The organism is Luteolibacter sp. (genome assembly GCF_039920825.1).
Lineage (GTDB): Bacteria > Verrucomicrobiota > Verrucomicrobiia > Verrucomicrobiales > Akkermansiaceae > Luteolibacter.
On sequence record NZ_JBDSCX010000049.1, the window covers coordinates 42945 to 67971 of the forward strand.

The 25027-nt window shown below is 59.2% G+C and carries 19 protein-coding genes; 6 read left to right on the forward strand and 13 right to left on the reverse strand.

Features of this window, described 5'->3' with window-relative positions; all coding sequences use genetic code 11:
* Positions 1-128 precede the first annotated feature (128 nt).
* Entirely contained in the window at positions 129-2621 is a 2493-nt protein-coding gene (locus ABIQ96_RS15940) for a sialidase family protein (protein ID WP_348215609.1), read from the forward strand.
* Here ABIQ96_RS15940 and ABIQ96_RS15945 read toward each other — a convergent pair.
* From ABIQ96_RS15945 to ABIQ96_RS15980, 8 genes are all read right to left on the reverse strand, one after another.
* Entirely contained in the window at positions 2618-3970 is a 1353-nt protein-coding gene (locus ABIQ96_RS15945; protein WP_348215610.1) for a DUF3748 domain-containing protein, read from the reverse strand. The two genes, ABIQ96_RS15940 and ABIQ96_RS15945, sit on opposite strands and share 4 nt — an antisense overlap.
* The gene (locus ABIQ96_RS15950; protein WP_348215611.1) at positions 3967-4905 is read right to left on the reverse strand and encodes a dihydrodipicolinate synthase family protein; all 939 of its coding nucleotides are present in this window, start codon (positions 4903-4905) and stop codon (positions 3967-3969) included. Before ABIQ96_RS15950 ends, ABIQ96_RS15945 begins: the two co-directional genes overlap by 4 nt.
* Positions 4902-6374 carry a sodium:solute symporter gene (locus ABIQ96_RS15955; RefSeq protein ID WP_348215612.1) on the reverse strand — a complete coding sequence of 491 codons (1473 nt, stop codon included), beginning with the start codon at positions 6372-6374 and terminating at the stop codon, positions 4902-4904. Before ABIQ96_RS15955 ends, ABIQ96_RS15950 begins: the two co-directional genes overlap by 4 nt.
* 220 nt (positions 6375-6594) lie before the next feature.
* Positions 6595-7281, reverse strand: a complete 687-nt coding sequence (locus ABIQ96_RS15960; RefSeq protein ID WP_348215613.1) for a GntR family transcriptional regulator — start codon at positions 7279-7281, stop codon at positions 6595-6597.
* Positions 7282-7339: 58 nt separating this feature from the next.
* Positions 7340-8194: a rhomboid family intramembrane serine protease gene (locus ABIQ96_RS15965; RefSeq protein ID WP_348215614.1), complete on the reverse strand. Its 855-nt coding sequence runs from the start codon at positions 8192-8194 to the stop codon at positions 7340-7342.
* A gap of 68 nt (positions 8195-8262) precedes the next feature.
* Positions 8263-9207, reverse strand: a complete 945-nt coding sequence (locus ABIQ96_RS15970) for an alpha/beta hydrolase (RefSeq protein WP_348215615.1) — start codon at positions 9205-9207, stop codon at positions 8263-8265.
* Between the two features lie 27 nt (positions 9208-9234).
* Positions 9235-9675, reverse strand: a complete 441-nt coding sequence (locus ABIQ96_RS15975; protein WP_348215616.1) for a hypothetical protein — start codon at positions 9673-9675, stop codon at positions 9235-9237.
* Positions 9675-9989, reverse strand: a complete 315-nt coding sequence (locus ABIQ96_RS15980) for a hypothetical protein (RefSeq protein ID WP_348215617.1) — start codon at positions 9987-9989, stop codon at positions 9675-9677. The genes ABIQ96_RS15975 and ABIQ96_RS15980 overlap by 1 nt, the downstream gene beginning before the upstream one ends.
* Before the next feature lie 525 nt (positions 9990-10514).
* Here ABIQ96_RS15980 and ABIQ96_RS15985 point away from each other — a divergent pair.
* From ABIQ96_RS15985 to ABIQ96_RS16000, 4 genes are all read left to right on the forward strand, one after another.
* A complete protein-coding gene (locus ABIQ96_RS15985) occupies positions 10515-11462 on the forward strand; it encodes a glycoside hydrolase family 43 protein (protein ID WP_348215618.1) in 948 nt (315 codons plus the stop codon).
* Positions 11463-11593: 131 nt separating this feature from the next.
* Entirely contained in the window at positions 11594-14089 is a 2496-nt protein-coding gene (locus ABIQ96_RS15990) for a histidine kinase (RefSeq protein ID WP_348215619.1), read from the forward strand.
* Positions 14086-14751 (forward strand): response regulator transcription factor, encoded by a 666-nt coding sequence (locus tag ABIQ96_RS15995; RefSeq protein ID WP_348215620.1) that lies wholly within the window; start codon positions 14086-14088, stop codon positions 14749-14751. The genes ABIQ96_RS15990 and ABIQ96_RS15995 overlap by 4 nt, the downstream gene beginning before the upstream one ends.
* A gap of 243 nt (positions 14752-14994) precedes the next feature.
* The gene (locus ABIQ96_RS16000; RefSeq protein WP_348215621.1) at positions 14995-18957 is read left to right on the forward strand and encodes an autotransporter-associated beta strand repeat-containing protein; all 3963 of its coding nucleotides are present in this window, start codon (positions 14995-14997) and stop codon (positions 18955-18957) included.
* 145 nt (positions 18958-19102) lie between these two features.
* Here the strand turns inward: ABIQ96_RS16000 and ABIQ96_RS16005 are convergent, their stop codons facing one another.
* The 5 genes from ABIQ96_RS16005 to ABIQ96_RS16025 all read right to left on the reverse strand — a co-directional run bounded on the left by ABIQ96_RS16005 (position 19103) and on the right by ABIQ96_RS16025 (position 24142).
* Positions 19103-19957, reverse strand: a complete 855-nt coding sequence (locus ABIQ96_RS16005; RefSeq protein ID WP_348215622.1) for an ROK family protein — start codon at positions 19955-19957, stop codon at positions 19103-19105.
* Between the two features lie 9 nt (positions 19958-19966).
* Entirely contained in the window at positions 19967-20599 is a 633-nt protein-coding gene (gene eda, locus ABIQ96_RS16010) for a bifunctional 4-hydroxy-2-oxoglutarate aldolase/2-dehydro-3-deoxy-phosphogluconate aldolase (RefSeq protein WP_348215623.1), read from the reverse strand.
* A gap of 74 nt (positions 20600-20673) precedes the next feature.
* Positions 20674-21591 carry an FAD:protein FMN transferase gene (locus tag ABIQ96_RS16015; RefSeq protein WP_348215624.1) on the reverse strand — a complete coding sequence of 306 codons (918 nt, stop codon included), beginning with the start codon at positions 21589-21591 and terminating at the stop codon, positions 20674-20676.
* A 143-nt stretch (positions 21592-21734) separates the two neighbouring features.
* Entirely contained in the window at positions 21735-22847 is a 1113-nt protein-coding gene (locus ABIQ96_RS16020) for a formylglycine-generating enzyme family protein (RefSeq protein ID WP_348215625.1), read from the reverse strand.
* Between the two features lie 11 nt (positions 22848-22858).
* The gene (locus ABIQ96_RS16025; RefSeq protein WP_348215626.1) at positions 22859-24142 is read right to left on the reverse strand and encodes a Gfo/Idh/MocA family oxidoreductase; all 1284 of its coding nucleotides are present in this window, start codon (positions 24140-24142) and stop codon (positions 22859-22861) included.
* Between the two features lie 230 nt (positions 24143-24372).
* On the opposite strand from ABIQ96_RS16025, the gene ABIQ96_RS16030 reads away from it, so the two are divergent.
* A partial coding sequence (locus ABIQ96_RS16030) for a glyceraldehyde 3-phosphate dehydrogenase NAD-binding domain-containing protein (RefSeq protein ID WP_348215627.1) occupies positions 24373-25027 on the forward strand: 655 nt, incomplete at its 3' end.

The following is a 25027-nucleotide window of genomic DNA, read 5'->3' on the forward strand; positions in this document are numbered from 1 at the left end:
ATTGCCCCATTCCGGCCCGTCAAGAGGCGGTCGTTCCGGGGCTCGAAATTGGCTTCTCGTTGGGCCCTCGGTTAGCCTTTGAAATAATTAAATTTGCAAATCGATTCGAATATATTCAAATTGTGCTCATGCGCGATTGCGGTTTTTTGAAGCTGATTGGCAACTGCCTCGGACTTTGGTTCGCAGTTGTAGGGATCGGGATGGCCTTGGAAATTCCTCCTGTTGGCCCACCTGCGGACCCATATGTTCAGATCCCCGGCACGGTGGTCGGGCGCTCGCCGAATCCTGCGACGATCTACCTTGGCTCGCCGTCCATAGCGATTCTGCCGGACGGATCTTACGTCGCCTGCAACGACAATTTCGGCGGTGGAGCGGCCGTGAAAATCCAAGTTTACCGATCAACCGACCGGGGAATCACCTGGACCGCCCGAACGGAATTTCCGGGTTATTGGTCGAACCTTTTCGTCCATAACGGCGTGCTTTATCTCACGGGAACCAGCGACTCCTACGGAAATTTGGTCATCCGCAAGTCCACCGACGCCGGACTGACTTGGACCAACCCGACGAGTGCGACCACCGGCATCCTCCGCAGCGGTCAATATCACACGGCACCGATGCCGGTCATCATTTACAACGGGCGCATCTGGCGGGCCTTCGAAGACATCGCCGCAGGAAATGGCTGGCCGCGGCATTTCCGCGCTTTCCTGATGTCCGCTCCGGTAGGGGCGGATCTTTTGAACGCCGCGAGCTGGACCTTCACCGCCAGCGTTGCCTCGTCCAATACCTGGCTGAACTCTCAATTCAACGGCTGGCTCGAAGGAAACGTGGTCCTCACTCCCGACAACCGCCTCGTCGATATCTTGCGCGCCGATACGAAGGCGGGAACTCCGGGAAAGGCGGCCATCATCGACTTCGGAACCACCGGCGCGGCGGGAACGTTCGATCCCGCGGGGACACCGGCCACCGATCCGGCCGATCTATCAGGATTTATCGATTTTCCCGGAGGGGCGACGAAGTTCTCGATCCGCCGCGATCCGGTCACCAACGAGTATTGGGCTCTAACCAATCCGGTCCTGCCGGCGTGGGCGGCGTCCGTTCCCGGAGACATCCGGAACACGCTGGCGCTGATGCATTCCACGGATCTCAGAACCTGGGATACCCGCGCCTATCTGTTGTTCCATCCGGATGTCGCGAAGCATGCTTTTCAATACCTCGATTGGCAGTTCGACGGGGATGACATCATCGCCGCCTCCCGCACTTCTTGGGACGGGAACAGCTATCACAACGCGAACCTCATGACCTTCCACCGGTTCGCGAATTTCCGCACGCTGACCCCCGCCGATTCCGTTCCGACAGGTGATGTGAAATGGAAGTATCCCGGCATCGAAGCCACCGGGACCTCCTTCGCTCCGGGGCTGTTGGAAGACGGCAATGTTGCCTACTCCAACCGGACTTACATCTGGGGCGAAGTTCCATCCGGATTCGCCAACGCCCTGATGACCCGCACCGGCGGAGGGGTGAATCCGATCCTCAATCTCAAAGCCACTGCTCCGGTAAGAGCCTATCTTGCCGCATCGATCATTGCTCCGGTTCCGGACCTGACCGGCTGGACCGCGACCGGGCAATCGTTCTATTACTCGGATACCGGCAAAACCCGGATGTATATCTATCAGCGTGATTTTCAAAGTGGAGAGCAGGTTGCTGTCTCGCAAACCAATTGGAACAGCACGCTCCTGCTTTCACCCCCGGCTCCGGGACCGGTGGCATGGTGGCGCTGCGAATCGAACTACGAAGGCACGGCGGTCGCGGACCATTTGTATAACTCCCACGGCGTGCCATCGACCCCGCCTCCGGTTCCTGTAGCCAATGGTCCTTCGGGAAATGCCCTTGCGTTCACACTTGGGCAGAATGTGAATCTCGGCGACGTGTTTCCGCTGACCCGGGTGCCATTCACCATTGCCTTCTGGATGAAACTGGGAACCGGCGACACGACCTATCGGATACCGCTCTCGAAACTCTCGACCGGTTCCTACAGCGGTTATGTTTTCACCGTGAATTCTCCCGGCCTTTCAGGGAAAGCGAGTTTTGTCGCGTCTTCAGCCGCAGACCAACTCGTTTCCACCTCCGCTGTGAACGACGGGCTCTGGCATCATCTCGCCGTCACTCTGGTGCCCGGTCAAAACATGATTCTTTATATTGATGGGGCCGAGCAGGCCCGGCGAACCGCTCCGGTCATCCTCGATACCACGGCGTCACTCCGCTTCGGCGCGCAGACGGCGAGCAGCGCCGCGGATCCCAGATTCCAAGGCTCGCTGGATGAAATCCAGATCCACCATACCGCTCTCGGTGCCGCTGAAATCGCTTCGATGGTGCTGGATCCCGACCGCGTGCCGGCTGCCGGTGAGCCACTGACTGCCGGGATGCGAACGGAAGCTTCGAATGATGATTACGGTGTGACCTGGCGTGCGATTCCCGGAAGATCCTACCGGGTTTATCGGAGCATGAGTCTGTCGAACGACTGGCAGCTCCAGGGAACCGTCACCACGGCAGGACAAACCGGCGAGTATCTCGAGGCGTCGCCACCGGACCACGCTTTCTATCAGGTGTCGCTGGTTCGTTAGGGGACGTCGGCCAGGCAAATCTGCAAGTGGTTGCCGCCATCCGGGTCGGGCAGCAATCGATTGTAGGCGACCCGTTTTCCATCCGGTGAAAACACCACGCCGTTTCGCGGTTGCTGGCTGTTCTTCGAAATTTCAGTGAGAAATGTCGTGGTTCCGGATTTCACATCGATCACTGCGATCCTCGTTCCGCTCGAACAAGCGATGCCGCGGCCATCCGGCGACCAGGTGAAAGGCGTATCTACGGATTTTTCAAAATGGGAAATCCGATGTGCGGTTCCGCCGTTAGGTGACATCCCGAAAATCTGGATCACGCCGTCGTCATCCTGATCGAGAAATGCGAGGGTCGTTCCATCCGGTGATGCCCGCAACCAGTGTCGCGGCCCTTGGAGGCCGGGCAGGGAAGTCGTCGCGGTGTGAGTGAGACGGCGGATTTTTACTCCCGCCGGCGGGTAGGGGAGATGTCGGGCCGTGCCTTCCAGCGGACCCGATGAATCAGGCTGTGAAATGTCGTCCGGCAGATCGGCGATGAATACCTCGGTATTTGATTTCCCATCCGCTGTCGCGATGGTGCCGATGAAGGCGAGGGCGCGTTTCTGGCGGGTTCCATCCGGCTTCAAATAGCCGTTGATGCCCACCCAGCCTTCCTCACAGGCTCGCGAGAGTTCGTCGCTGCCTGGTTTTGGATCCGCGGAAACCGGGACGACCATCACCGTGAATCCCTTTCCGGAAAACTCCTCATCCGGCCTTGGATCCGTCACGCTAACAGGCTGATCGTTGGCGATCACTCCGACGGTTCGAAGATCCGTCGCGCTGCTACCGGGAATGATCGCGTCATTGTAAGTGAATGAAATCATCCTGCCGTCGCCCGACCAATGATGAGCGTGGGTTCCACCGCGCAGGGCACCAGCGGTGAACGGTTCGCTGATGTCGCGGGCGTCGAGGTGGACGGATTCACCCGGATGATCCAAGGAAATCATCACCGCGCCGCGGCGTTGCGGGCCGTATGGCGCGGCCTGCGATGCGTCGTCGAGACCGTGGATGAAGATCACCTGATCCGCCACCGGGCTGAATGTCGCCGCACCGACGCCGGGGCCGAACGGCGTGGGGTGTGGCACTTGATAGAGAACCGTTTCCTCGCCGGTTGCGACGTCGGCCATTCCGATGGCCGTCGAGGTGGCGAGCAGTGTTTCGTCATCCCGCGAGTCGAAGACGATGTGCGTTCCATCGCGGGAAAAGACCTGCGAATTGTGGATGAGGTGGCCGTGCGGGCTGTGTGTCAGAATCCGCTCCCCGGCGAACGTCCAAGAAGCCGTTAGCAAGGAGAGCAGCGCTGGAAAAACCGGCTTCACACGAAAGCGGTGGCGAGTTGCTGGACATGCGCCGCGTCCGGACTTGCGAGAATTTCGCGGACGCGCTCCATTTCCGCTTCCGTGCAAGTCGTCAGCGGCGGGGCCATGTGATGCTCGCAGAGCCCGACGGCGGCCATCCCGGCTTTCACGGCGCAGAATACTGACGTAGGGCGTCCGGTAATGTTGAACAACCGTTCTCCCAAGCGGGTGATTCGATCTTGCAGGGTTGCGGCGACATCGAGATCGCCGCGATCAAAGGCGTCCTGCAAGGCACGGAAAATCGTCGGATAGATATTGCCGCCGCCGGCCACGGCTCCATGGGCGCCGAGCTTGAGAGCTTCCAGATAGAAATACTCGTTGCCGACCAGAACGGTGGTTCCTTCGCGGGTCGCCGCCACTCCGATCATTTGTTTGAGATAATCCATGTCGCCGGACGAGTCCTTGAAGCCGATCACATTGGGGTGCTCCAAGGCGCTTCGGAGACAGTCCATGCCAAGAACGTGGCCGGTGAGCCACGGCATGTTGTAGAGCAGCGTCGGGCGGTCGAGTCCGGGTAGGATCGAGGTGAAGTAGCGTTCGAGTTCGTCCGGAGCGAGATCGTAGTAATACGGAGCCGCCATCACCAGCGCGTCCGCTCCCAGATCACTGGCGAGGCGGCCCAGCGAAAGCGTTGCCTCCGGGCAGGTGTCCGCGATGCCGACCAGAATAGGAATGCGTCCCGCCGCCGCTCTAACGGACTCTCGGATGATGATTTCCCGGCTTTCCCGGTTCAAGGAAGCGAGCTCGCCGGTGGAACCGAGGACAAACGCTCCGTCGCATCCGCCATCAACGAGGTGGTTGATGATCCTGTGAATGGCGGGCTCGTCCACCCGGCCGGAGGAAGTGAGCGGCGTGGCAACAGGCGGGACGACACCGTGGATGCGGAGTGGAATCATGATTTTACGGGAGCAACGGATTTGCGGGGCGGAAGCAGCAGTCCCGCTAACAGAATAACCAGCGTTCCGAAGACGATGGCAAGAAATGAATGAAGCGGCAGCTTGGGCAGCCAGGGAGCGAGATGCGGAAACTCGTTGGGCAGCGAGATCCACAGCAGGACGATCAGCCCGAGGATCGTCGCCGTAAGCGCCCGCGCGGCGGCCGGATGTTTCGAGGCGAGCGAGAGCAGGAATAATCCTAACATGCCGCCGGAGAAGATGGACTGCATTTTCCACCAGGCATCCAGCGCGGAGTCCACATTGATCATCGCGAGCGCGGTGGCGGTTCCCAACACACCGAAGACCAGCGAGGCGACGCGCAACACCCGCAACGAGGTGGCTTCGTCGGCATCCGGGCGGATGAAGCGTTTGAAAACGTCGTGGAGAATGATCGTGGCCGAGGAATTGATCGATGACGCGACTGTGGATTGGCCGGCGGCGAACAATGCCGCGACCAGCAATCCCAACAAGCCGGGAGGCAGGTTTCCCGCCATGAAAAACGGCAGCACCTTGTCCGGCGCGGAGGGAACACCTGGAGTGGCGTGGAGCTTGTAATAGGAATACAGCACGGTGCCGATTAGCAGAAAAAGGACCGATACCGGAGGATAGAGCAAAGCGCCGAGCCAGAGCGAGCGGGTCGCGTCCTTTTCATTCTTCGCGGAGGCGTAACGCTGGACGTAATTTTGATCGATCCCGAAGTTCTGCAGATTGACGAAAAGTCCGTAAGCCAGCGCGACCCAGAACGTGGGAGCTGCGAAATTGAGCGAGAAATCACCGAGCGAAAACTTGTGGTCCGCGGCGGCGATGCGGAATGCCTGGCCCGGTCCCTCGGGGAAGCCGGTTAGAATCGTGCCGAGGCAGAAGATCGCGCCGAGCGTGAAGATGACCGACTGGATCGCATCCGCCCAAATGACGGCCTCCACGCCACCGATGAGGGTGTAGAGAATGACGAATGCCCCGGCGATGAGAATGAGGACGGGCACCGACAGGCCGGTGAGCGGAGCCAGTGGCAGCGCGAGGAGGTAGAGGATCGTCGCGGTCCGCCCGAACTGGGAGAGCAGGTAGCACGCCACCGCGTAGATGCGCGCCCAGGTGCCGAAGTGTTTTTCGAAATGCGAATAGGCGGAAATTTCTCCGGACGACCGGTAAAACGGGACGAACCATTTCGCCGCGATCCAGGCGGCCAGCGGGATGGAAAGCGAGAAAACGACCGGATTCCAGTTGGTCGAGAACGCCTTGCCTGGCAGCGCGATGAAGCTGATCGACGAGAAGAAGGTGGCGAAGATCGAGAGCCCGATTGCCCACACCGGCAGGCGTCCGGCGGCGGTTGAGAACGCGGTGGAATCCCCCGCATTTTTGCTGCTCCGGATTGCGATCCACAAAACGACCGCGAGATAAATCAGAATGATCGAGAGATCGAAAATGCGCATGAAGAAGTGGGTTTACGGCAAATAGGCGATTCGTGAAGGCTGTGCTAGGTGATTTCAGCGTCCATGGCGAGCACTGGAATCCGATGAACGAAGCAACTCGGAGCGTGCGGTGATGCTGTTTTGTATCCGGATATTGTCAAATATATTCAAGGACGGGGATGAAGCCAACAATCCAGAATTTCAATCAGCCTTCTCCGATTTCCTCGATCCCGTCCGGAAATCAAACTTCCAAGGCGGCTTCCAAGTGCTCCAGCGTGAAATCCAGCGAAGTCTGGATGTGGGTGCGCATTGCCTCCGCCGCAGCCGGGCCATCGCGTTTTTCCAACGCCGCGAGGATTTCCGCATGCTGCTTGCAGGCGAGGGAAAGGCGGATGGTGTCATGCACACCGCGGTCGGCGTAGAAGATGCGCGACTGGATGTGGCTTTCCTCGACCGTGCGGGCCAGCGCCGGATTGCGGGCGGCGAGCAGGATGGTTTTGTGGAAGGAAATGTCGGCATCCAGGAAAGTGTGGAGATCGGAGGTGGCCAGATGGTTGTCTCCACGCTCTCTGGTTTCGTTGAAAAGCCGCTCCATCGTGGCCAGATGCTGGCGAAGTTGCTCCAGATGGCGGGCGGAAAGCCGTTCGGCGGCCTTCATCGCGGCGAAGGTTTCCACCGCTTCCCGCACTTCGTAGAACTCCATCGCCGAATTGCGGGTCAGCGAGCGAACCACCGCCCCGAGCCTTGGAATCAATTCCACGAACCCTTCCGAGGCCAGTTGGGTGACCGCCTCGCGGACCGGAGTGGTCGATACTCCGAGCTCCACCGAGAGCTGCTTGTAGTCGAGTCGCGTTCCCGGAGGCAGGGATCCATCCAGCAATCGCGTGCGCAAGGCGAGGTGGACTCGTTTAGGAAGGGGTTGCTTCACGGATGTGAAACTAGCGGAAAACGCACGATGCTGACAAGCGGCAAACGTGACAGCCACGTCACGCCGGAAGGTCGCGTCGATCCTCGAAGGCTCCGGTCGCGACGCCCGCCACCAGCCCGGAACCGAATCCGAACACGTGTCCCATGACGTCCGTGTTAGATCCGTTTCCGCTGCCCAGCCAGCTCAGCAGGACGATGCCCGCCAGCACCGGAGCCGTGATCCGTGCCCACGGCAGCCTCGCCCGCTCGCGCATCGTTTCGGAAATTCCAAGGCCGGATAAAATCCCCAGCGCGGCGAAGACCGCCGTCGATGCTCCGATCGATAGAAACGCGTCCGGATAGTTGATCCGCGCTGTTAGAAAATTCCCCAGCGTGCCGCAAATCAGGATCATCGCCCATGCCCGTAGCGGTCCGACAGCCTTGGAAACAAGAGTCGCGAAGATCGTTCCGCCCACCAGATTTCCTACCAGATGTGGCACGTCCGCATGCAGGAAGAGCGCGGTGAACGGCCGCCACCACTCGTTCCTGCCGAAAATCCCCACGCTTGATGAAGCGGCCCGGTCCACCAGCGTCGCATCCTCGCCCTGCCAATAAAACACCGCCATCAGCGCCAGTATCCACACGCCGACAAACGACCAGCCCGCCGAATGCCGCGCCCATTCCCGCCCGACGGCCGGTAGACGCATCGGCACTGCGATTTCCCTGCCGTAAGCATCCAGTTCCGCGGAAATTCTCGCTGCCGGCACCGCTTCAGCCTGCAAATCGAATTCGCCCGGCACCGCCGCTTCTTCTACCCGGCAGGCCTCGCCCATCGCCAGAATCACCAGCCCGTGGTCATACGCTTGTTCCAAGGTCGGGTAATGGCCGACGTGCACCCACTCGTCCATCGTGCTGATTTGATCCGTTTCGTTCATGAAAATGGGGTCGCCTTCCGCCCGGCATATCCGGATCGCCCACTACCATTCACCCGCATTCCCATCCGTCAATCGCCACCTTCCGCCGCGCAGGTCGCCAGATAATCCAGTGCTACCGGGGCCTTCCGCAGCACCAGCGAGAAATGCCCCATTGTTTCATCCACATCGAGCTGCGCACCGCTGATTTTCCCGGTGAATTCCCGCACCATTTCCACGGGGATGTTCCGATCATCCCCGCCGTGCCAATAGCGGATCGGATGCCGGACGTCTCGCGGATCCCATGCCAGCGGTTGGAAATAAATGTCCGCGTCCGTCATCACTCCGTGCCCGCCGGTTTTCACGCCTTCCTGGAAACTCTTTGTCAGCACCGCCCACAGGTCCGGAAAATCCAACAGAATGCGGGCGTCCTCGTTGCCGATGCTCCACATCATCCATGACAAGGGCGGCCAGCCGGGTTTCCAGTAAGATGCCATGGCTGCCATTTGGAAAATCGGCGAGAATACCGCTCCCGGCAATTTCCGGAACGGAATCAATATCCGATAAACCGGATGCAGTCCGCGTAAACCGCTGGAAATCGCCGCCAACGGTACCGCTCCGCCGAGCACTGCCGAACCCGACAATCGTTCAGGGATCCGCGCCGCACAGGCCAGCACATACGGTCCGCCGCCTGACACTCCCAACTGTCCGAATTTAGCGATTCCCAATTCATCCGCGAAATTCCCCATCATCTCCGGCCACGACTCCAGCAAGCGGCCCCCTTCATACGTCGATTGCCCCATCCCCGGCCGGTCCATCGCGATCAGGCGCAGCCCGCGCTCCTTCGCCAGATGATGCGCCAGCCTCGCCTGAAGACGGGAACTCGGCCAGCCGTGATAATACATCACCGCCTTCCCTAACGGGTCGCCGTATTCATTCCATGCCAGGCACCGCCCCGGAGAAATCTCCCAGAACCGTGGTTCCTCCGCGGGAGGAAAACCGCTCAGGAAATCCAACGACTCGTCTCCTTGCTTCATAGGATTATTCTCCCCTGATCCATTCGGTCAGTCCAGCTTCAGCCCATGGAGCCGGTTGAATTCCGCCAGCGCGTCCTGATAGGCTTTCTCTTGTCCGTCATGGACGATGGGAATCCGCACCGCTTGCTGCCGCGAATCGAGAAAAACGTGCACGCTGGCACCGCCTTTCGACAGCCGGGTGAATTTCATCCCTCTCACCTCCGCTGCCCGGATCTCGAACGCCGAGAAGTCACAACGCCCCCGCAACCCGCTTTCCTCGATCCGGAGTTCGTCAGGCCACAGCCGTTTGCCGAGGAACAAGCCGATCACAAAAACGATCCACGCTCCGTTCAGCACGATCAGCGGCCATGCGATCCTCAAAGCCCGTCGCAAAAAAACGGTGGCCAGCAGCAAGACTCCGACGATCACGGTGCCGGTTAGAGGATTGGGTCCCGCATCCCTCCAGTAAAATGGAAGTGGTCCGTTCATCAATGTTGATGTGTGGATCGGTCAGATGGCGCCGACCTGCTGGCGAGCCGGGCAATGAACGCATCATCCGCTGAGGCGATCATCTTCCGCTTTTTCAGCACCAGCACCACGCCAAGGACACATTCATAAACAAACAGAAGCCCGATCATCGGGATGGCGAGCAACAAAATTTCGAACGCGCTCAAACTGACGTTCCCATGACCGATCTTCAATGTGACTGATTGTTCGATGAAGAACGAGATCGGGATGAGAACCACCACCGAGCCGATGATGATGGCTTTTAAAATCCGCACGGCTTGAGGTTCTTGGTTCATGGTGGGAAATCCAATGCGTATACCATGCGTCTATCTCATCACGAACGAAAGTAGGACAAACAATCCGATGCTCGCTCCAATCAAGCACCACGCCCCACGATAGAGTCGCCGGTGATTGCCATCCAAACCGCGTGGACCAAGTTGAAAGAAACGTCCGTTTCGATACAGAGGACGCCGCGCGAGAAACAACAACATCGTGCCGGAAAACCCCAGTGCGGTTGCGACCCAGAACACGGTCATGCTGTCATCGTTCCTTGCCGCGATAACGCACCGAAAGATCAGCGAGCTGATCGCTGCGATCGGCAGCATGATCCAATAGATCCCAAGCAGTCCCGCAAGATCAGGAGGGAAATTCGAACGGTGTTTCGTTTCCACGGTTGAAATATGGCCAATCAGCAGAGGCATTTACAGCCGGTTTTTCAATTTATTTCACGACTATCCGGAGTGAGTCGTTTGACAGAACCACTACTGCCGAAACGTCTTCCTGCGACAATGATCGGAATAGGAATCAAAACAATCGGCGTTGTGGCACTTCTCTCGGGAAGTGCGTTGTCCGCGGCGGAGACATTTCAAAATCCCATCAATCCCTCCGCGGATCCTTGGATGGGCTATGCGGAGGGCGAGTATCACTTGGCGACGACACAGGGAAATTGCGTGAAGCTGTGGAGTGCGAAGTCGATCAAGGGGCTGAAGGATGCGAAGCCGCTGATGATCTGGCAACGGGGCATCGGCGTGTGGGCGGCGGAATTTCACCGCCTGCAAGGGAAGGGCGGGATGCGCTGGTATTGTTATTTCACCAAGACGGATGGCGAGGACGTGAAGCACCGGATGTTCGTGATGGAGAGCAAGACGGACAGCATCAAGGGACCCTATGGCGAGGCGAAGCAATTGGCGACGGACCCGAAAAACGAGTTCTATGCCATCGACGGCAATGTCTTCGAGCACGGCGGTAAGACGTATTTCCTGTGGGCCGGGCATCCGGGGCATGTGCTCTATATTTCCCGGATGAAGGATCCGATGACGTTGACCGGGGATCGCGTGAATATTCCAGCTTCGGGATTCGGGTGTCCGGAAGTGCGCGAGGGGCCGTATGTGCTGGAACACGGCGGGCGGTTGTTTCTAACGTATTCGGCATGCGATACCGGCAAGCCGGATTACAAGGTCGGCTACCTGTGGGCGAACGCGAAGAGCGATCCGATGAAGGTGGCATCGTGGACGCAGCAGGAACAACCGCTGCTGGAGCGGGCGGATGCGAACGGCGTGTTCGGTCCGGGGCATCATGGCTTTTTCACATCGCCGGACGGCAAGGAAGACTGGATCGTCTATCACGGCAAGACGACGAGCGATTACACCTACCGCGGTCGCAGCACGCGGGCGCAAAAGCTGGAATGGGACGAGAAGGGATTTCCCAAAAAAGTCGTGCCGCTGGCATTGGGGAGCGAGGTGGCGCTGCCGGCGGGGGATCCGGGCTAGATACTAGGTGTTTCCCTAGGTATGGGAAACCGGTCCGCGCTTGCAGGGGACTGGGGGACTGGCGGTAGAGTGGGGGAGTGCGGAACTTTTCCATAGCGGCGTGTGGCGTCATTGGAATTCTGGCGGCCGGCATGTTGTCCGCGGCCCCGACGTTCATGCCGTATGAACCTGACGAACATACGCTGCACTTGTGGCACTTGGACGAGAACGGGCCGCCGTTCCTGGATTCAGGAAGCAGTCCGCGGGAGTTGTTAGGGTTGTTGAATGGAGCGGCCGCGGGGATTCCCTCGTTCCAAAAATTCGGCGGATCGGTTTCCTTCAATTACTCCCGCACCCACGCCCCGGAGACGTCGGCGATTTATGGACCCATTCTGTTGGCGAGTCCGAAACTGGACTCGGGCCAGGGCGACCAAGTGAAGGCACCTTTTCCGGTGATGGGGGACGATGGCGCATTCACCATCGAGGCGGTGGTGAAGCTGGATGTGCTGCCGCAGGAGACGCGGGGAGTGGCGGCCAGCATTGTGAGTCTCGATGATGAAGTGCCGGCGCAGCGGGTGTTTTTGCTTCGCATCGAGAAACCGGGATTTCTATCATTTCTGGCGATTTCGGGAAACTCGGTGCGCGGAGGTGGTTTGGCCACGCTTCCGACGACGGGCCCGAACGCGGTGAATACGACAGACTGGTTCCACGTGGCGGTGACGTATTCCGGCAAGGAGGCGGCTGCGGACAATTTGAAAATTTATTGGACCCGGTTGGATTCGGATCAAAAGGTCGCGAACCAGATCGGGAGGGGGACTCTATCAGCTGACTTGAATCGTGAGCTGGGAGATTTCGCAGTCGGTAATACCGGGCGGAAGAATTCTTACGGTCCGTGGGAGTATTTTCCCGGCTGCATCGACGAGGTGCGCATCAGCAGTATCGCAAGGACGCCGGATGACTTTTTCTTTGTAAGCCCCGAGTTGAAGGAAAAGGCGAGGTCCGAAGCCATGGAGGAAAAGCACCCGCAACCGCTTGGGACGGAGATGATGCTCAGGCAAGTGCTGGTGAATGACGCGCCGGTGGCGATGCCGCAAGGGCGGGTGCCGCTGGAACTGGGGCCGGGACCTCACCGGTTGGATTTCGACTTCGGTTTTCTTCCCGGGAGCGTGGCGGACACGCTGTCGGTGAAATGCTCGCTGGAAGGGCTGGACGATGGCTGGCAGCCCACGGCCCGGGGGATGACGATGGTATGGGAAACGTTGGGAGCTGATGGAGAAATTCTTTCGCGGACCGCCTTCACCGCATCCGGCGCGAGTCCCGGCTGGGGGAGCGACGTGTCCGATTCGCAACTGGAACGACGGGTGGAACCACTTTTCATTCCCGACGGCACCCGGAAAATCAGAGCCGTGGTTTCTTCCGGCACGGCGGACACCACCGGAAGCTGGGTGATCGACGACCTGTCTCTAACGAGAACCGGTCCGCCGGGTGCGAATCTGTGGGCGAATGGAGATCTCAAGGACGGCTATCAGACTAACCAACCGAGCGGCGTGCCGAAAGGATGGGTCCGGGGAGGCAACGAAACGGCGATTGCCCGGATGGCCCTGATTGGTGACAATACGGCGCTCGGCCTGCTGGATGCCGAGCAGGACCACTTCGGGCTGTGGACTTCCACGCGTGACCTTTCGGCCAAGGTGGCGAAGGGTGGAGAAGTGTTCCTCGTTTCATGGTCGGAGGCCTACAACGTCATTCCCGGATCCTCACTGCGCGCCACCTATCTGAATGTTCCTTCGGGGAAATACACTTTCCGCGCCATCGCCGTTGCTGTAAATCCGAAGGAACCGAGCGCCTACCTCTCGTTTCCGCTGATGATCCGCGAGCCGTTTTGGAAGCGCGGGTGGTTTCTCCCGCTGGCGGTTGCGACCGGCATCGTTGTGACCGGTCTGGGATTGTTCGCGATTTATCGGAGGCGTTCCCGCGAGAGGCTGGCACGGATCAAGTTGCAGAATGTTCTGGAGCAGGATCGGGCCCGCATCGCCAGGGACATGCACGACGATCTGGGCACCCGCGTTTCAGTGTTGAATCTAACGGCATCGTCCGTCCGGCGTGCGATCGATGGAGATCCGGGGAGGGCACGCCAGCAGTTGACCCGCATGGAGTCCGCTGCGCGCGACCTGGTGCAGGCGATGGAAGGTCTGGTCTGGGCGGTGAATCCTGCGAACGACACGCTCGACCATCTGGCTGCCCACTTGTCGGGAATGGCCCATGATTTGTTCCGCGATAGTCCGGTTAGATTGCGGTTGTCGATTCCGGCGAACCTGCCCGCGATTCCGTTGAAATCGGATTTCCGACATCATTTCGCGCTCGCCGTGAAGGAGTCGTTGAACAACGTCCTCAAGCATGCCGGATCGTGCGAGGTGTCCTTGAAACTGGCAGTGGAGGACAACTCGCTTTTTGTGGAGGTCACGGACGACGGAACCGGTTTCAATCCGTCGCAACCGCGCGAAGGCAACGGGCTGCGCAACCTCGCTTCGCGTTTCTGCGAACTCGGAGGAACCTTCTCCATTGATTCCAAACCCGGCGGAGGCACTCGGACGACCTTCCGCTGCGGATTTTCCAACAGCTCATCATTACCGATACAGAAGACATGACCACCACCCGCCGCATCGCCATCGTCGAAGATGATTCCGCACTACGGGAGTCGTTCCTGGAAGCGCTTTCCGTTGCGGGTTCGTGGACGGTCACCGGCTGTTATGGCCGTGCGGAATCGGCGTTGCCGGAGATTCAAAAAAATCCACCGGACGCGATGATCGTCGATATCCAGCTTCCCGGGATTTCCGGCATTCAACTTGTTAGGAAGCTCAAGCCGCTGTGTCCGAAGACGCAGTTTCTGATGGTCACCGTGTTCGAAGACGCCGACCGGGTGTTCGAGGCGCTGGCCGCCGGAGCTTCGGGCTACGTATTGAAGCGCGACATCGACTCCAGCCTGCTCGACGCGCTCGACGATGTGCTGGCCGGTGGATCACCGATGTCCAGTGCCATCGCCCGCAAGGTGGTCCAACATTTTCAGAAACCCGTGGAGGTTCCCGTCCAGGAACCCGCCGAGGATTTCCAACTTACCCAGCGGGAAATGGAAACCCTGGATCTGCTCTCAAAAGGCTACCTCTACAAGGAAATCGCCGACGAGATGAAGGTCCGCATCGAAACGGTTAGTTTTCATCTCGGGAACATTTATCGAAAGCTGCATGTCCGCACCCGGACCGAGGCGGTTTTGAAATATGTCGGCCGCGTGCCGGACCCTCCGGTGTATTGAGAATCCGGACGGCAAGGGGAAGGGGATGAGTGAGGTTTTTCCGCACCGTTGCTGGATTTCAGCGCATCCACCTGCGCCCTATGTAAAGCCCTAGGTAGGCAAAAACCGGGACTCTTGGTAGACATCACCGTCCTTTCCGAATCATCGGGACCGGACACTTTTAAAACCCACGAAACCCAAGTCGTTTCAGAGGATCACCCTCTGGTGGCCTTGGTCCTTTTCTCCCGAATCCATCGAAAACCCATGAAACCCAAATACCGTTTTCCCGCCACACTCAGAAATTTTCGGCCGTCGGCCGGCATCATTTCATTCATTGTCGTCGGCCTCGCGTCCGTGGGACTCAGCCAAGGGGCGGCTCTCACTTGGGATAGTGGAAACACGACCAACGGGGCCACCATCGATCCGGGGGGAGGCACCTGGAATACAACGGCGGGCAACGCGGTTTGGAACAACGCTACGACCAACGTCATCTGGAGCCAGACCAACGCCACCACCGCCACGAACTCGGCCATCTTTGGTGGAGCTGATGGTGGACCTTATGCGATTACCGTGGGGACGGCGCTGGCGACCAGCGGGCTCACCTTCAACAACTCCGGTTACACGCTTTCCGCAGCCAGCGCGCAAACGATCAACCTGTCTGGACCCGTGCTGGTGGCGACGGGCAAGAGCGGCACCATCGGATCCAATGTCATCGTCGAACGCACTGCTGCGTCGACACTCATGGGGACGACCACCGTCGCATCGGGAACTCTCAATATTGCCTCGGGCGGCACGCTTCGAGGCACTTCGACGGGAGCTTTCATACTCGCCGGGATCGGGACGACCATCAACGTGAATGGAACCTTGGCCCGCACGAATACCTCGGATGCCGCATCCTACCTGTTGCAACTCGCTCCCGGTACGACCGACGATGTCACCGTGAACGTGGAAAGCGGCGGACTTCTCAGCGTGGGTGGCCGGAGAATCGAGACGGGATTTTGGGGCAAGGGCACTGTGAACGTCAAAGCCGGCGGAGCCTTGACCATGACCAGCGCAACAGGTGGTCACATCTACGCCGGTTTTGGCAACGGCACGGCCAGCGGCAGCGGAACCATCAACGTAACGGGTGGCACGGTGACCACAGGCACCGTCGGTGAAACCATCATCGGCGGCGCTTTGTCCACCGGGGTTCTGTCTGTTTCCAGCGGCACCTGGAATTCTAACGGTCGGATGGCGCTCGCTGAAAATGGCACCGGCACCGTCACTCTATCCGATACCGGTTCGATCTCCGTCAAATCGACCACCGCCGGTGTCAATTTCGCCTCCGGGACCAGTACCGCCGCCGTGGGCACGCTTAACTTGAATGGTGGGACGCTGACGACTCCCGCGATCACCAAGAACACCGCCGGGGCCTCCGCCACGTTCAATTTCAACGGCGGCACGCTGAAGCCCAACCAGTCGAACGGAACTTTCATGGCTGGCTTGAACACGGCGAACGTCCATGACAACGGTGCTGTTTTCGATACCAACAGTTTCAATATTACCGTTGGGCAGGCGCTCACCCACAGTGTCCTGCCAAGTGCCAACGCCATCGACGGGGGCTTGACGAAAAACGGAGCGGGAACGCTGACACTTTCCAATACCAATACCTACACCGGCCCCACCAGCGTGACGGCAGGCACGCTTGTTCCTTCATCGTCGGACTCTCTGGGAACCGGCGCGGTCACTGTCAGCGGCGGGACCCTGCTTTTGAACAACGTAGCCCTGACGAGTAACACCGGCATCTCCGTCGGAGCTGCGGGGACTTTGAAATTGCAGGGCAACATCACCCATTCACTGCCACTGGCATCCGCCGGTGCGATCAGTTTGTCGGACGGAAATTGGAACACTCTTACCGCCGGAGCGGGAATCAGTTTGAGTTCCTCCAGTTTGAACTTCGAATTACTAACAGGCCTGACCGACCAGATCGCCGTCACCGGTGCCGCCACGGTCACCGGCGTGAATACCATCAACCTCAGCCTGATCCCGGCCGAGTCGTTGATCAGTGGAAACTATACGCTTGTGAGTTCTACCGGCGGATTGAATGCATCGAACTTCGTCATTGGTTCGCGGCCCCCGGGTTTCAGCACCTACACGCTGTCAACACCGACCGCCAATTCTCTCGTGCTCAAAGTTATCGCGGGAAATGACACACCCGCCACCGCCTATTGGACCGGTCTTGCGAGCGGCACCGGCTCTCCCGCCGATCCGACCAATGTGTGGGGCTACGGCTCGGCCCTCGCCGTCGCGAAAAGCAACTGGTCCACCACGTCTAACGGTCTCAGCGATCCCAAACAAATTCCCGGATCGACCACGGATGTGATTTTCTCGGCCACAAACGCGACCGGAAACGCAGGTGTCCTTGCGACGAAGCTGGAAGGGGCCTACACCGTGAACGGAGTAACCTTCAATGTTCCCGTCTCCACCGCCATTACCTCGACGGCGATCGATACCAACGCTTCCATCCTCACTCTCGGAACTGGTGGTTTAACAATCGATGCCGCTTCCAATTCGGGTGCGACGATCAACGGTTCGGGCTCGGTGGTCGTCAGCGGAGACCAGTCGTGGTCGAATAACAGCGATAGCAAGGCATTGACCGTTGTGGTGCCGGCCACGGCCGTTCAGAATTCCACGACCCTGACCTTGAACGGCAACGGAACAGGAGGAGTCGGAATCGCCGGACTCGGCAACGGAGCGGGTAGTCTCCTCCTTGTTTCCAACCAGAAAGGACTGGTCACCCTGAGCGGTCCCTGCACCTACACCGGAACCACTACGATCAACGATGGAAATTTTCTGTTGGAAAATCTCGGCTCGTTCTCCAGTCAGCTCGCGATCAACCATGCGGTTTCCGACGCTCTGACGTTCCATCAGGACACGCAGAATCTCGTCCTTCCAAATAGCCCGATCACCGGAGTCGGCGGTATCGTCAAGACCGGCTCCGGCTCGCTCACGCTGGCCAGTGGATCAAGTTCCTACGAAGGTGGCACCGTGATCAATGCGGGATCACTGTTAGTGAATGCCAGCGCCGGCGCGGGCGATGCGGAAGGACAATCCTGCACGGTGGGAAAGATGGCTCCCGGCAACGTGGTGACGGTGAACAACGGTGCCACTCTCGCCATCAACGGCACCGCACCTTTAGGAAACAGCAACCAGCTTCCCATCTATTCTCCCTCTCTGGTGGTCAATGCCGGAGGAACGGTCACGGGCAACGCGTTCGTGGCGTTCCTGCCCAATCTAACTCTCAACGGCGGCACCATTACTGTGGGAGCAGGCAGCACCACAGGAGGTTTCAACACCAACCTCGGTCTGGTCGGGACGGTGACTGTTAGCGGTTCGGTTCCGTCCTCCATCACCACGCCGGTAGCGGGCGGCAACAGCCGCATCTCCCTCGGAGCCGGAGCTGCGGGAAACAACGGCGTCACCTTCGCCGTCGCCGAGGTTACGGGAAATACCGATATCGATTTCACCATCAGTTCGATCATCAGGAACGCGGGAAGCTCATTCGTGCCGCTGGTTTCCCCGCTCGTGAAGACCGGTCCGGGCACCATGCTTCTATCCGCTGCAAATACCTACACAGGAAGCACCACCGTCCAGCAGGGCGAACTGATCCTGGGGGCCGCCAGCCTTGCGGATGCGTCGAATGTGTTTATCGGCGCCACTGCCACGCTCCGTCTCACCCACGGAGTTTCGGACACGGTCCACGCGCTGACCATCGGTGGCGTCCAGTTGCCCGCCGGGACTTACGGTGCGGCGGGCATTGCGAACTCCCACATCACCGGCACCGGGAGTCTCGTGGTGACAAGCAGTCCGGTGGTCGGCTACGACGACTGGTCCATGGTCATCCCTGATGTCGCCGATCGCGACCGCACGGATGATCCGGATGGCGATGGTTTCAGCAACCTCAACGAATACCTTTTCGGCACATCGCCGATCGCCAGCAACGGCTCGCTAAGCCAGAGCACGCAATCCGGAAACAATCTGATCGTTCGCTGGAGCCAGCGGAATGTTGGCACCTTCGTCCTTCAGGAAAGCTCGACCCTCCTCGACAACCCGTGGCCCGCCAGCGCGGTGACCGTTGGAAATGCCGCAGACCAAACCGGTCTCTATTCCGCGGACTACATTCGCAAGGAGGCAATCGTTCCTATCGATAGCACGCGCAAGTTCGTCCGGGTCAAAGGCGAGGAGTGAGCCGCACCGCCGCAAGTAGCGAACTGATTTTTGGGTTGGAATACCGTCGCAGCGTAATGGGTTTCGCTGCGGCGGGTTTCTTTTTCCGTTAAATGAAATTCAAACAGATCGTTTGTCCGATTTTAAGGAGCGGCGGTTCTTTCTCTTACAAAGATGTTAGTAAAAATGCCCCGCGGATTCCCGCTTCCTGCCCGAGCGCGGGCGCGACGACGTAGCCTGGTTCCATTGCAGCCGGGAAATAACCGCCGGCGATTTCCTCCAGTCGCGCGTTGATGCGGGCATGCAAACCATCCACCTGCGAAACTCCGCCACCAACGATGACGCGAGACGGCGAGACGATGGCTAACAGCGAGAGAATCCCGTGTGCCAGATACCATGCCTGCATGTCCCATGCCGGATGGTTGGCGGGAAGTTCGTGGGCCGCCTTTTTCCAACGCGCCTTGATGGCGGGACCGCTGGCGAGGCCTTCGAGGCAATCGCGGTGAAACGGACAGATTCCGCGGTAGTCATCGCCGGGCATCCGCGGCACCTTGAGATGGCCGAATTCCGGATGAAGCGCGCCATGGACCAGCAGGCCTCCTGATAGAATGCCGCCGCCGATGCCGGTGCCGATGGTGATGTAGGCGACATCGTCCATTCCCGCCGCGGCACCGATTTTGGATTCAGCCAGAGCCGCCGCATTGACGTCGGTATCGAGTGCAATTCGGGCATTCGGAAACGCGGCGGCGATTTTGTCGGTGAGTGAGAAACCGGCCCAACCGGGCTTCGGCGTCGCGAGCATTTTCCCATATCCTTCGCGTCCCGGAACGATGCCGATGGGACCGAATGCGGCGATGCCGACATGGGTTGGATGGCCGCGTCCACCCAACCAATCGATCACGAAGCCGAGCGTTTCGTCGGGCAGGGTTGTGGGGAAGCGACATTCGTCGATGATGCTTCCATCCTCCGTGCCGATGGCGACAACAGTCTTGGTCCCGCCGAGTTCGATGCCGGTGATCATGGACGGAGGTTATCGGGCGGCTGCGGCTGCTGCAAGTGCCTCGCGGGTGATGCGGGTGATTTCCGTCCACTTGCCTTCGTTGACGAGTTGCTTGTCCACCATCCACGAGCCACCGATGGCGGCGACTACGGGGAGCTTGAGGTAGGCGGCGAGATTACCTGATGAGACACCGCCGGTGGGAATGAATTTCAGACCGGTATGGCCGTAAGGTCCGGCGAGCGCCTTGAGCATATCGACGCCGCCCGCGACCTCGGCGGGGAAAAATTTGAGGAGCTTGCAGCCGAGCGACAGCGCTTGCTCGACATCGCTCGGCGTCATCACGCCCGGAGAAAATTGGAGTCCAATCTCATTGGCAGCGGCGATGGTGTTGGGATTGAGTCCGGGGGCGAGTCCGAAGACCGCACCGGCATCCTTCGCGCGTTTCACCTGGTCCTTTTCAAGCAAGGTGCCGGCACCCAGAAGGATCTCGGGGAAGCTGGCGGCGATGCGTTTGATCGACTCCTCGGCGGCGGCGGTGCGGAAGGTGATTTCCATGATGTCGAGACCACCCGCGAGCAACGCTTCGGCAAGAGGCTCGGCGGATTCGACCTTGTCCAGGACGACGACGGGGACGATGCGCTTGGCAAGGATACGTTCTAACATGGTATTGGGAAAAGAGTGAGGCTGTTTCAAGCGCATCATGGCGCGGAGGTCAAGCATCGCACCCGGTTTCAGTGTTAATTGGTGGGTTCTTCGAGATAGACATGGGTGGCTCCCGCGGCAATGGCCATGGCACGGGCTTTACCGCCAGCGGCCGCGCAGCAAGCGGTGGCGAGCGCGTCGCTGAGAGTGGCGGTTGGCGCCACGACGGTGGCCGCAACTTCGCGGGTCAGTCCAAGGCCCGTGGCGGGATCGATGATATGGGAATAGCGCGTGCCGTCGATGGTGATGGATTGGTGGAGATCGCCGGACGTGGAAACCGCACAGTTGGCGAGTTCGAGAATGCGAGTGTCGTGGTCGTTGTCGAAGGTGCGGACGCCGATTTTCCAGCCTGATGAATCGGGTGGAGGATCTCCGAGCCGGATGTCGCCACCGGCGGTGATGCAGGTGCGCGGGATGCCATGGTTTTTCATGACGACGAGCATGGCATCGGCCGACTGGCCCTTGGCGATTCCTCCAAGATCCAGTCGCATGGACGGCTTCGAAAAAGTGACAGTTAGATTTCCAGAATTCAGTGCAAGGTTCCTCCATCCGGTGGCAGAGCGTGCGTTTTCCAAGGTCGCCGGATCGGGCAGATGATTCCGCCTGCGGGATTCGCGCCACAAGCGGGTGAGGGGACCCAGCGTGGGGTCGAACGAGCCACCGGATTTTTCCGCAAGGTCTCGTGCTTCGGAAAGCAAACGGAACAGGAGCGGGGATACCGTGACCGGAGTGCCCGCCGGATGTTTGCTGATCGCTAACAACTCACTGTCGGCGATGTAGTCCGATGCAACCTGATTGATCCGTTCCGCTTCATCAAACGCCGCCTCCGCCGCTTGTTTGGCCATTTCAGGATCGGATGAATGGCAGGTGATGGCGAAGCGGGTGCCCATCAGGCCGCGTTCGAAGGTCAGCTCTTCGGCATGGGTTGTTTGAAGGAGTGGTGTTGCTAACATGAAAATCAGCAAGCATCGAAAGAAAGAAAAGAGAACCACGGATGGACACGGATGAACACGGATGAAGAGGTTGGAAGTGATTCCTCTTTTCTTGAATCCGTGTTTATCGGTGTCCATCTGTGGTTGAAAATAGGAGGAACAAGCTATTCGCTCGCGCCCGGCCCGGTGTTCCAGAAACGGTGCATCTCCTCTGCCGACGGGGTTTTCAACGGGCGGATGATTCGGAAGCCGAGCCACGGGGCGTTGGTGAAATACCAGATCGACTTGGGAATCTGCGGATCCTCGACTTTCCACGCCTTGCTGCTGCCAACTCGCGACGCGCTGCGGAGATCCGCCGGATCGGAATCCCAATGTCCGCCGCGGACGACGGTGGGATAGCGGTTGAGCGGTGGCGTCCACGGGTTGATCGCTCCTTCCTTGAGATTCGAATAGGAGTCCGCTTGGTATTGGTCGATCACGTGTTCGGCGACGTTGCCGTGCATGTCGTATAGTCCCCATGGATTGGGTTTTGGCGTGCCGGCTTTCTGATATTGGAATTCGGAGTTTCCTGAAAACCACGCATAGTCTCCCAGTTGTGCCGGATCATCGCCGAATGAATAGGCGGTCGTGGTTCCGGCGCGGCAGGCGTATTCCCACTCGGCTTCGGTCGGGAGCCGATAGAAATGCCCGGTTTGCTCGCTGAGCCATTCGCAGAACTTGTTAGCAGCATGTTGCGTCATCCCGATGGCGGGATAATCCTTCGAATAACCGTCACCCATCTGGAAATGCATCGGCACGTAGGGTGGCGTGGGCTGGGTGATGGTGTCGTTGAGCGTTTCCGAGCCTTTGACTTCAGGTGGCTCGGAGGTGGTCAGGTTGGAGTCTCGGTTGAGGGTGCCATCCTTATTGCGGTTCTTGCCGTTTTCCATGAACGGGCGGTAGAGGTTCCAGGTGATTTCGAGTTTGCCCATCCAGAATGGCTCGACCTTGATTTTGCGTTGAGGGCCTTCGTCGGGCTTGCGGTTAGGTTCCTTGTCGGGCGAGCCTAGCAGAAATTCGCCGCCGGGGATCGGAACAAGCTCCAGCGGGGCGTCGTTTGCAAGTTTGAGCTTCTCCACGTAAGACTTCATCGCGTCCGACTCCGGGTCGGGTGTTTTCGCGATGGAGTCGTGGATGGCCTGGGTCGTCGGCAGGAGTTCCGGATGGGGAATTTCCGCAAATAAACACGGTGTGGAAACTGCGCAGCAAAGTATCGCCGCGGAATAAGGACGCTTCATTCGGTATTCGGTTAGACCAATGTGTATTTCCCGGGAACAGGAACCGCTTGCGTCGGGAAACTGTCACCCATCGCAAGTGTGTCCGGCGCTAGGTCCTGGTTCGCTTTCCAAAGCTCTTCCCAAGTGATGCGTTGCCCGGTGTGGGCGGCTTCGCGGGCGAGGATGCCGAGCATGGTGCTGTTCGCCATGTAGTTGCCGGTGTTGAGGGGCTCGCCCTTGCGGATCGCTGCGAACCATTCGTTATGGCAGACCTGATACATGTCGTCGCCGCTGCCCCGATAGGCCCAGGTGACTTTACCCTCTGGATCCTTGGTAAGGACGCGGCTTGGAGCTTCAAGCGTTCCTTTATCGCAGAAAACACGATCGACGACTTCGCTGAAGGCATTTTGGAATTGGCGCTGTCCGAGATGACAGAACACTCCGCCGGGATATTCGAAGGTCACCTCGTAATGATCCCAGACATTTCCATCATCACTGCGTTGCGCCCGTCCGCCGCCGCCGCGGGCCGCGATGGGGGCGACGTCATTCATCGCCCACGCGATTTTGTCGATGGTGTGGATCGACTGTTCGAGAACGGGCCCACCTGACAGCCACTCATGGCCCATCCAGTTGCGGATCTGCCATTCGACATCAGCCCACTCCGGTTTGCGTTGGTCGATGGAGGTGGAGGGTTTCGGCACGGCGCCCATATAGGTGCCGTAAACGGAAATCGGGCGGCCGAGTTCGCCTTTGAGAAGTTTGCCATAGCCTTCGCGGGTGTTAGGAGAAAAGCGCCAGCAGAATCCATGCTGCAGGGTGGTACCCTTTTCCTTGGCGATGCGTGCGGACTCGACGACTGATTTCACCCCCGCGACATCAACAGCCATCGGCTTTTCCGCGAAAACATGTTTGCCCGCCTCGACGGCGGCGCGCAGATGCATCGGCCTGAAACCCGGCGGGGTGGTGAGCAGCACGACATCGACACCGCTTTCAAGAACTTTCTGATAGGCGTCCAGCCCGGAAAACCGGCGTGCTTCCGGGACATCGATGCGGTCGCCAAAGCTCGCGAGGTTATGCAGGCTGTTAGTGATCTGTGAGGGAAACGCATCACCGACGGCCCAGAGTTTCACATTCGGATCCGCGGTGAGCGCCTGGCTGGCCGCACCCGTGCCGCGGCCTCCAGCGCCGATGAGGCCAATTTTCAAAACGGCGTTCGTTCCGCCCTGGGCGCGGAGGATGTTCGGAAAACCCGCGATCGCCGTGGTGGCTGCTGCGGAGGCGAGAAAACGACGTCGAGTGGGTTTTAGCGGGCTCATGATGGATTGGATCGATCGGGCGAACGCTACGAAGGCTGAGATCATCGTATTTCACGCCAGAGAAATGCTCGATTCGCCATGAGGTAGCTTCCATACCCGGAAAATGAGAGTGATCGACGCAAAATGGCCGTTTTTCCAAGGATTCTACCCTGAAGATTGACGCTTGGCATTCCGCATGCACAATCCCGCCGCCGGGCGGAAGAGCCGCATCGGTATTTTCAAATACTGCAATGACCACCATCGCCATCAACGGATTCGGCCGCATCGGCCGCCTTGTATTCCGTGCCCTCGTCGAACAAGGCCACCTCGGAACCACCTTCAATGTTGCCGCCGTCGGTGACATCGTTCCTGCGGACAACCTCGCCTACCTGCTCAAATACGACTCCACGCAGGGTAAATTCAGCGGCACCGTTTCCTCGAAGAAGTCCTCCCCTGAGCTTGAAGAGGATGACATCATCGTCGTCAACGGCCACGAAATCAAAGTGGTCAGCGCTCGCAGCCCGGAAGGTCTGCCTTGGAAAGAGCTCGGCGTCGATGTCGTCATCGAATCCACCGGCCTCTTCACCGAAGCTGAAAAAGCCAAGGGCCACATCACCGCCGGTGCCAAGAAGGTCATCATTTCCGCTCCTGCGAAGGGCGAGGACGGCACTTTCGTCGTCGGCGTGAATGACAATCTCTACGATCCTGCCAAGCATCACATCATCTCCAACGCGAGCTGCACCACCAACTGCCTTGCGCCGATCGTCCACGTGCTCCTCAAGGAAGGTTTCGGCATCGCTGAAGGCCTCATGACCACGATCCACTCCTACACCGCGACCCAGAAGACGGTCGATGGTCCTTCCAAGAAGGATTGGAAAGGTGGCCGTTCCGCCGCGATCAACATCA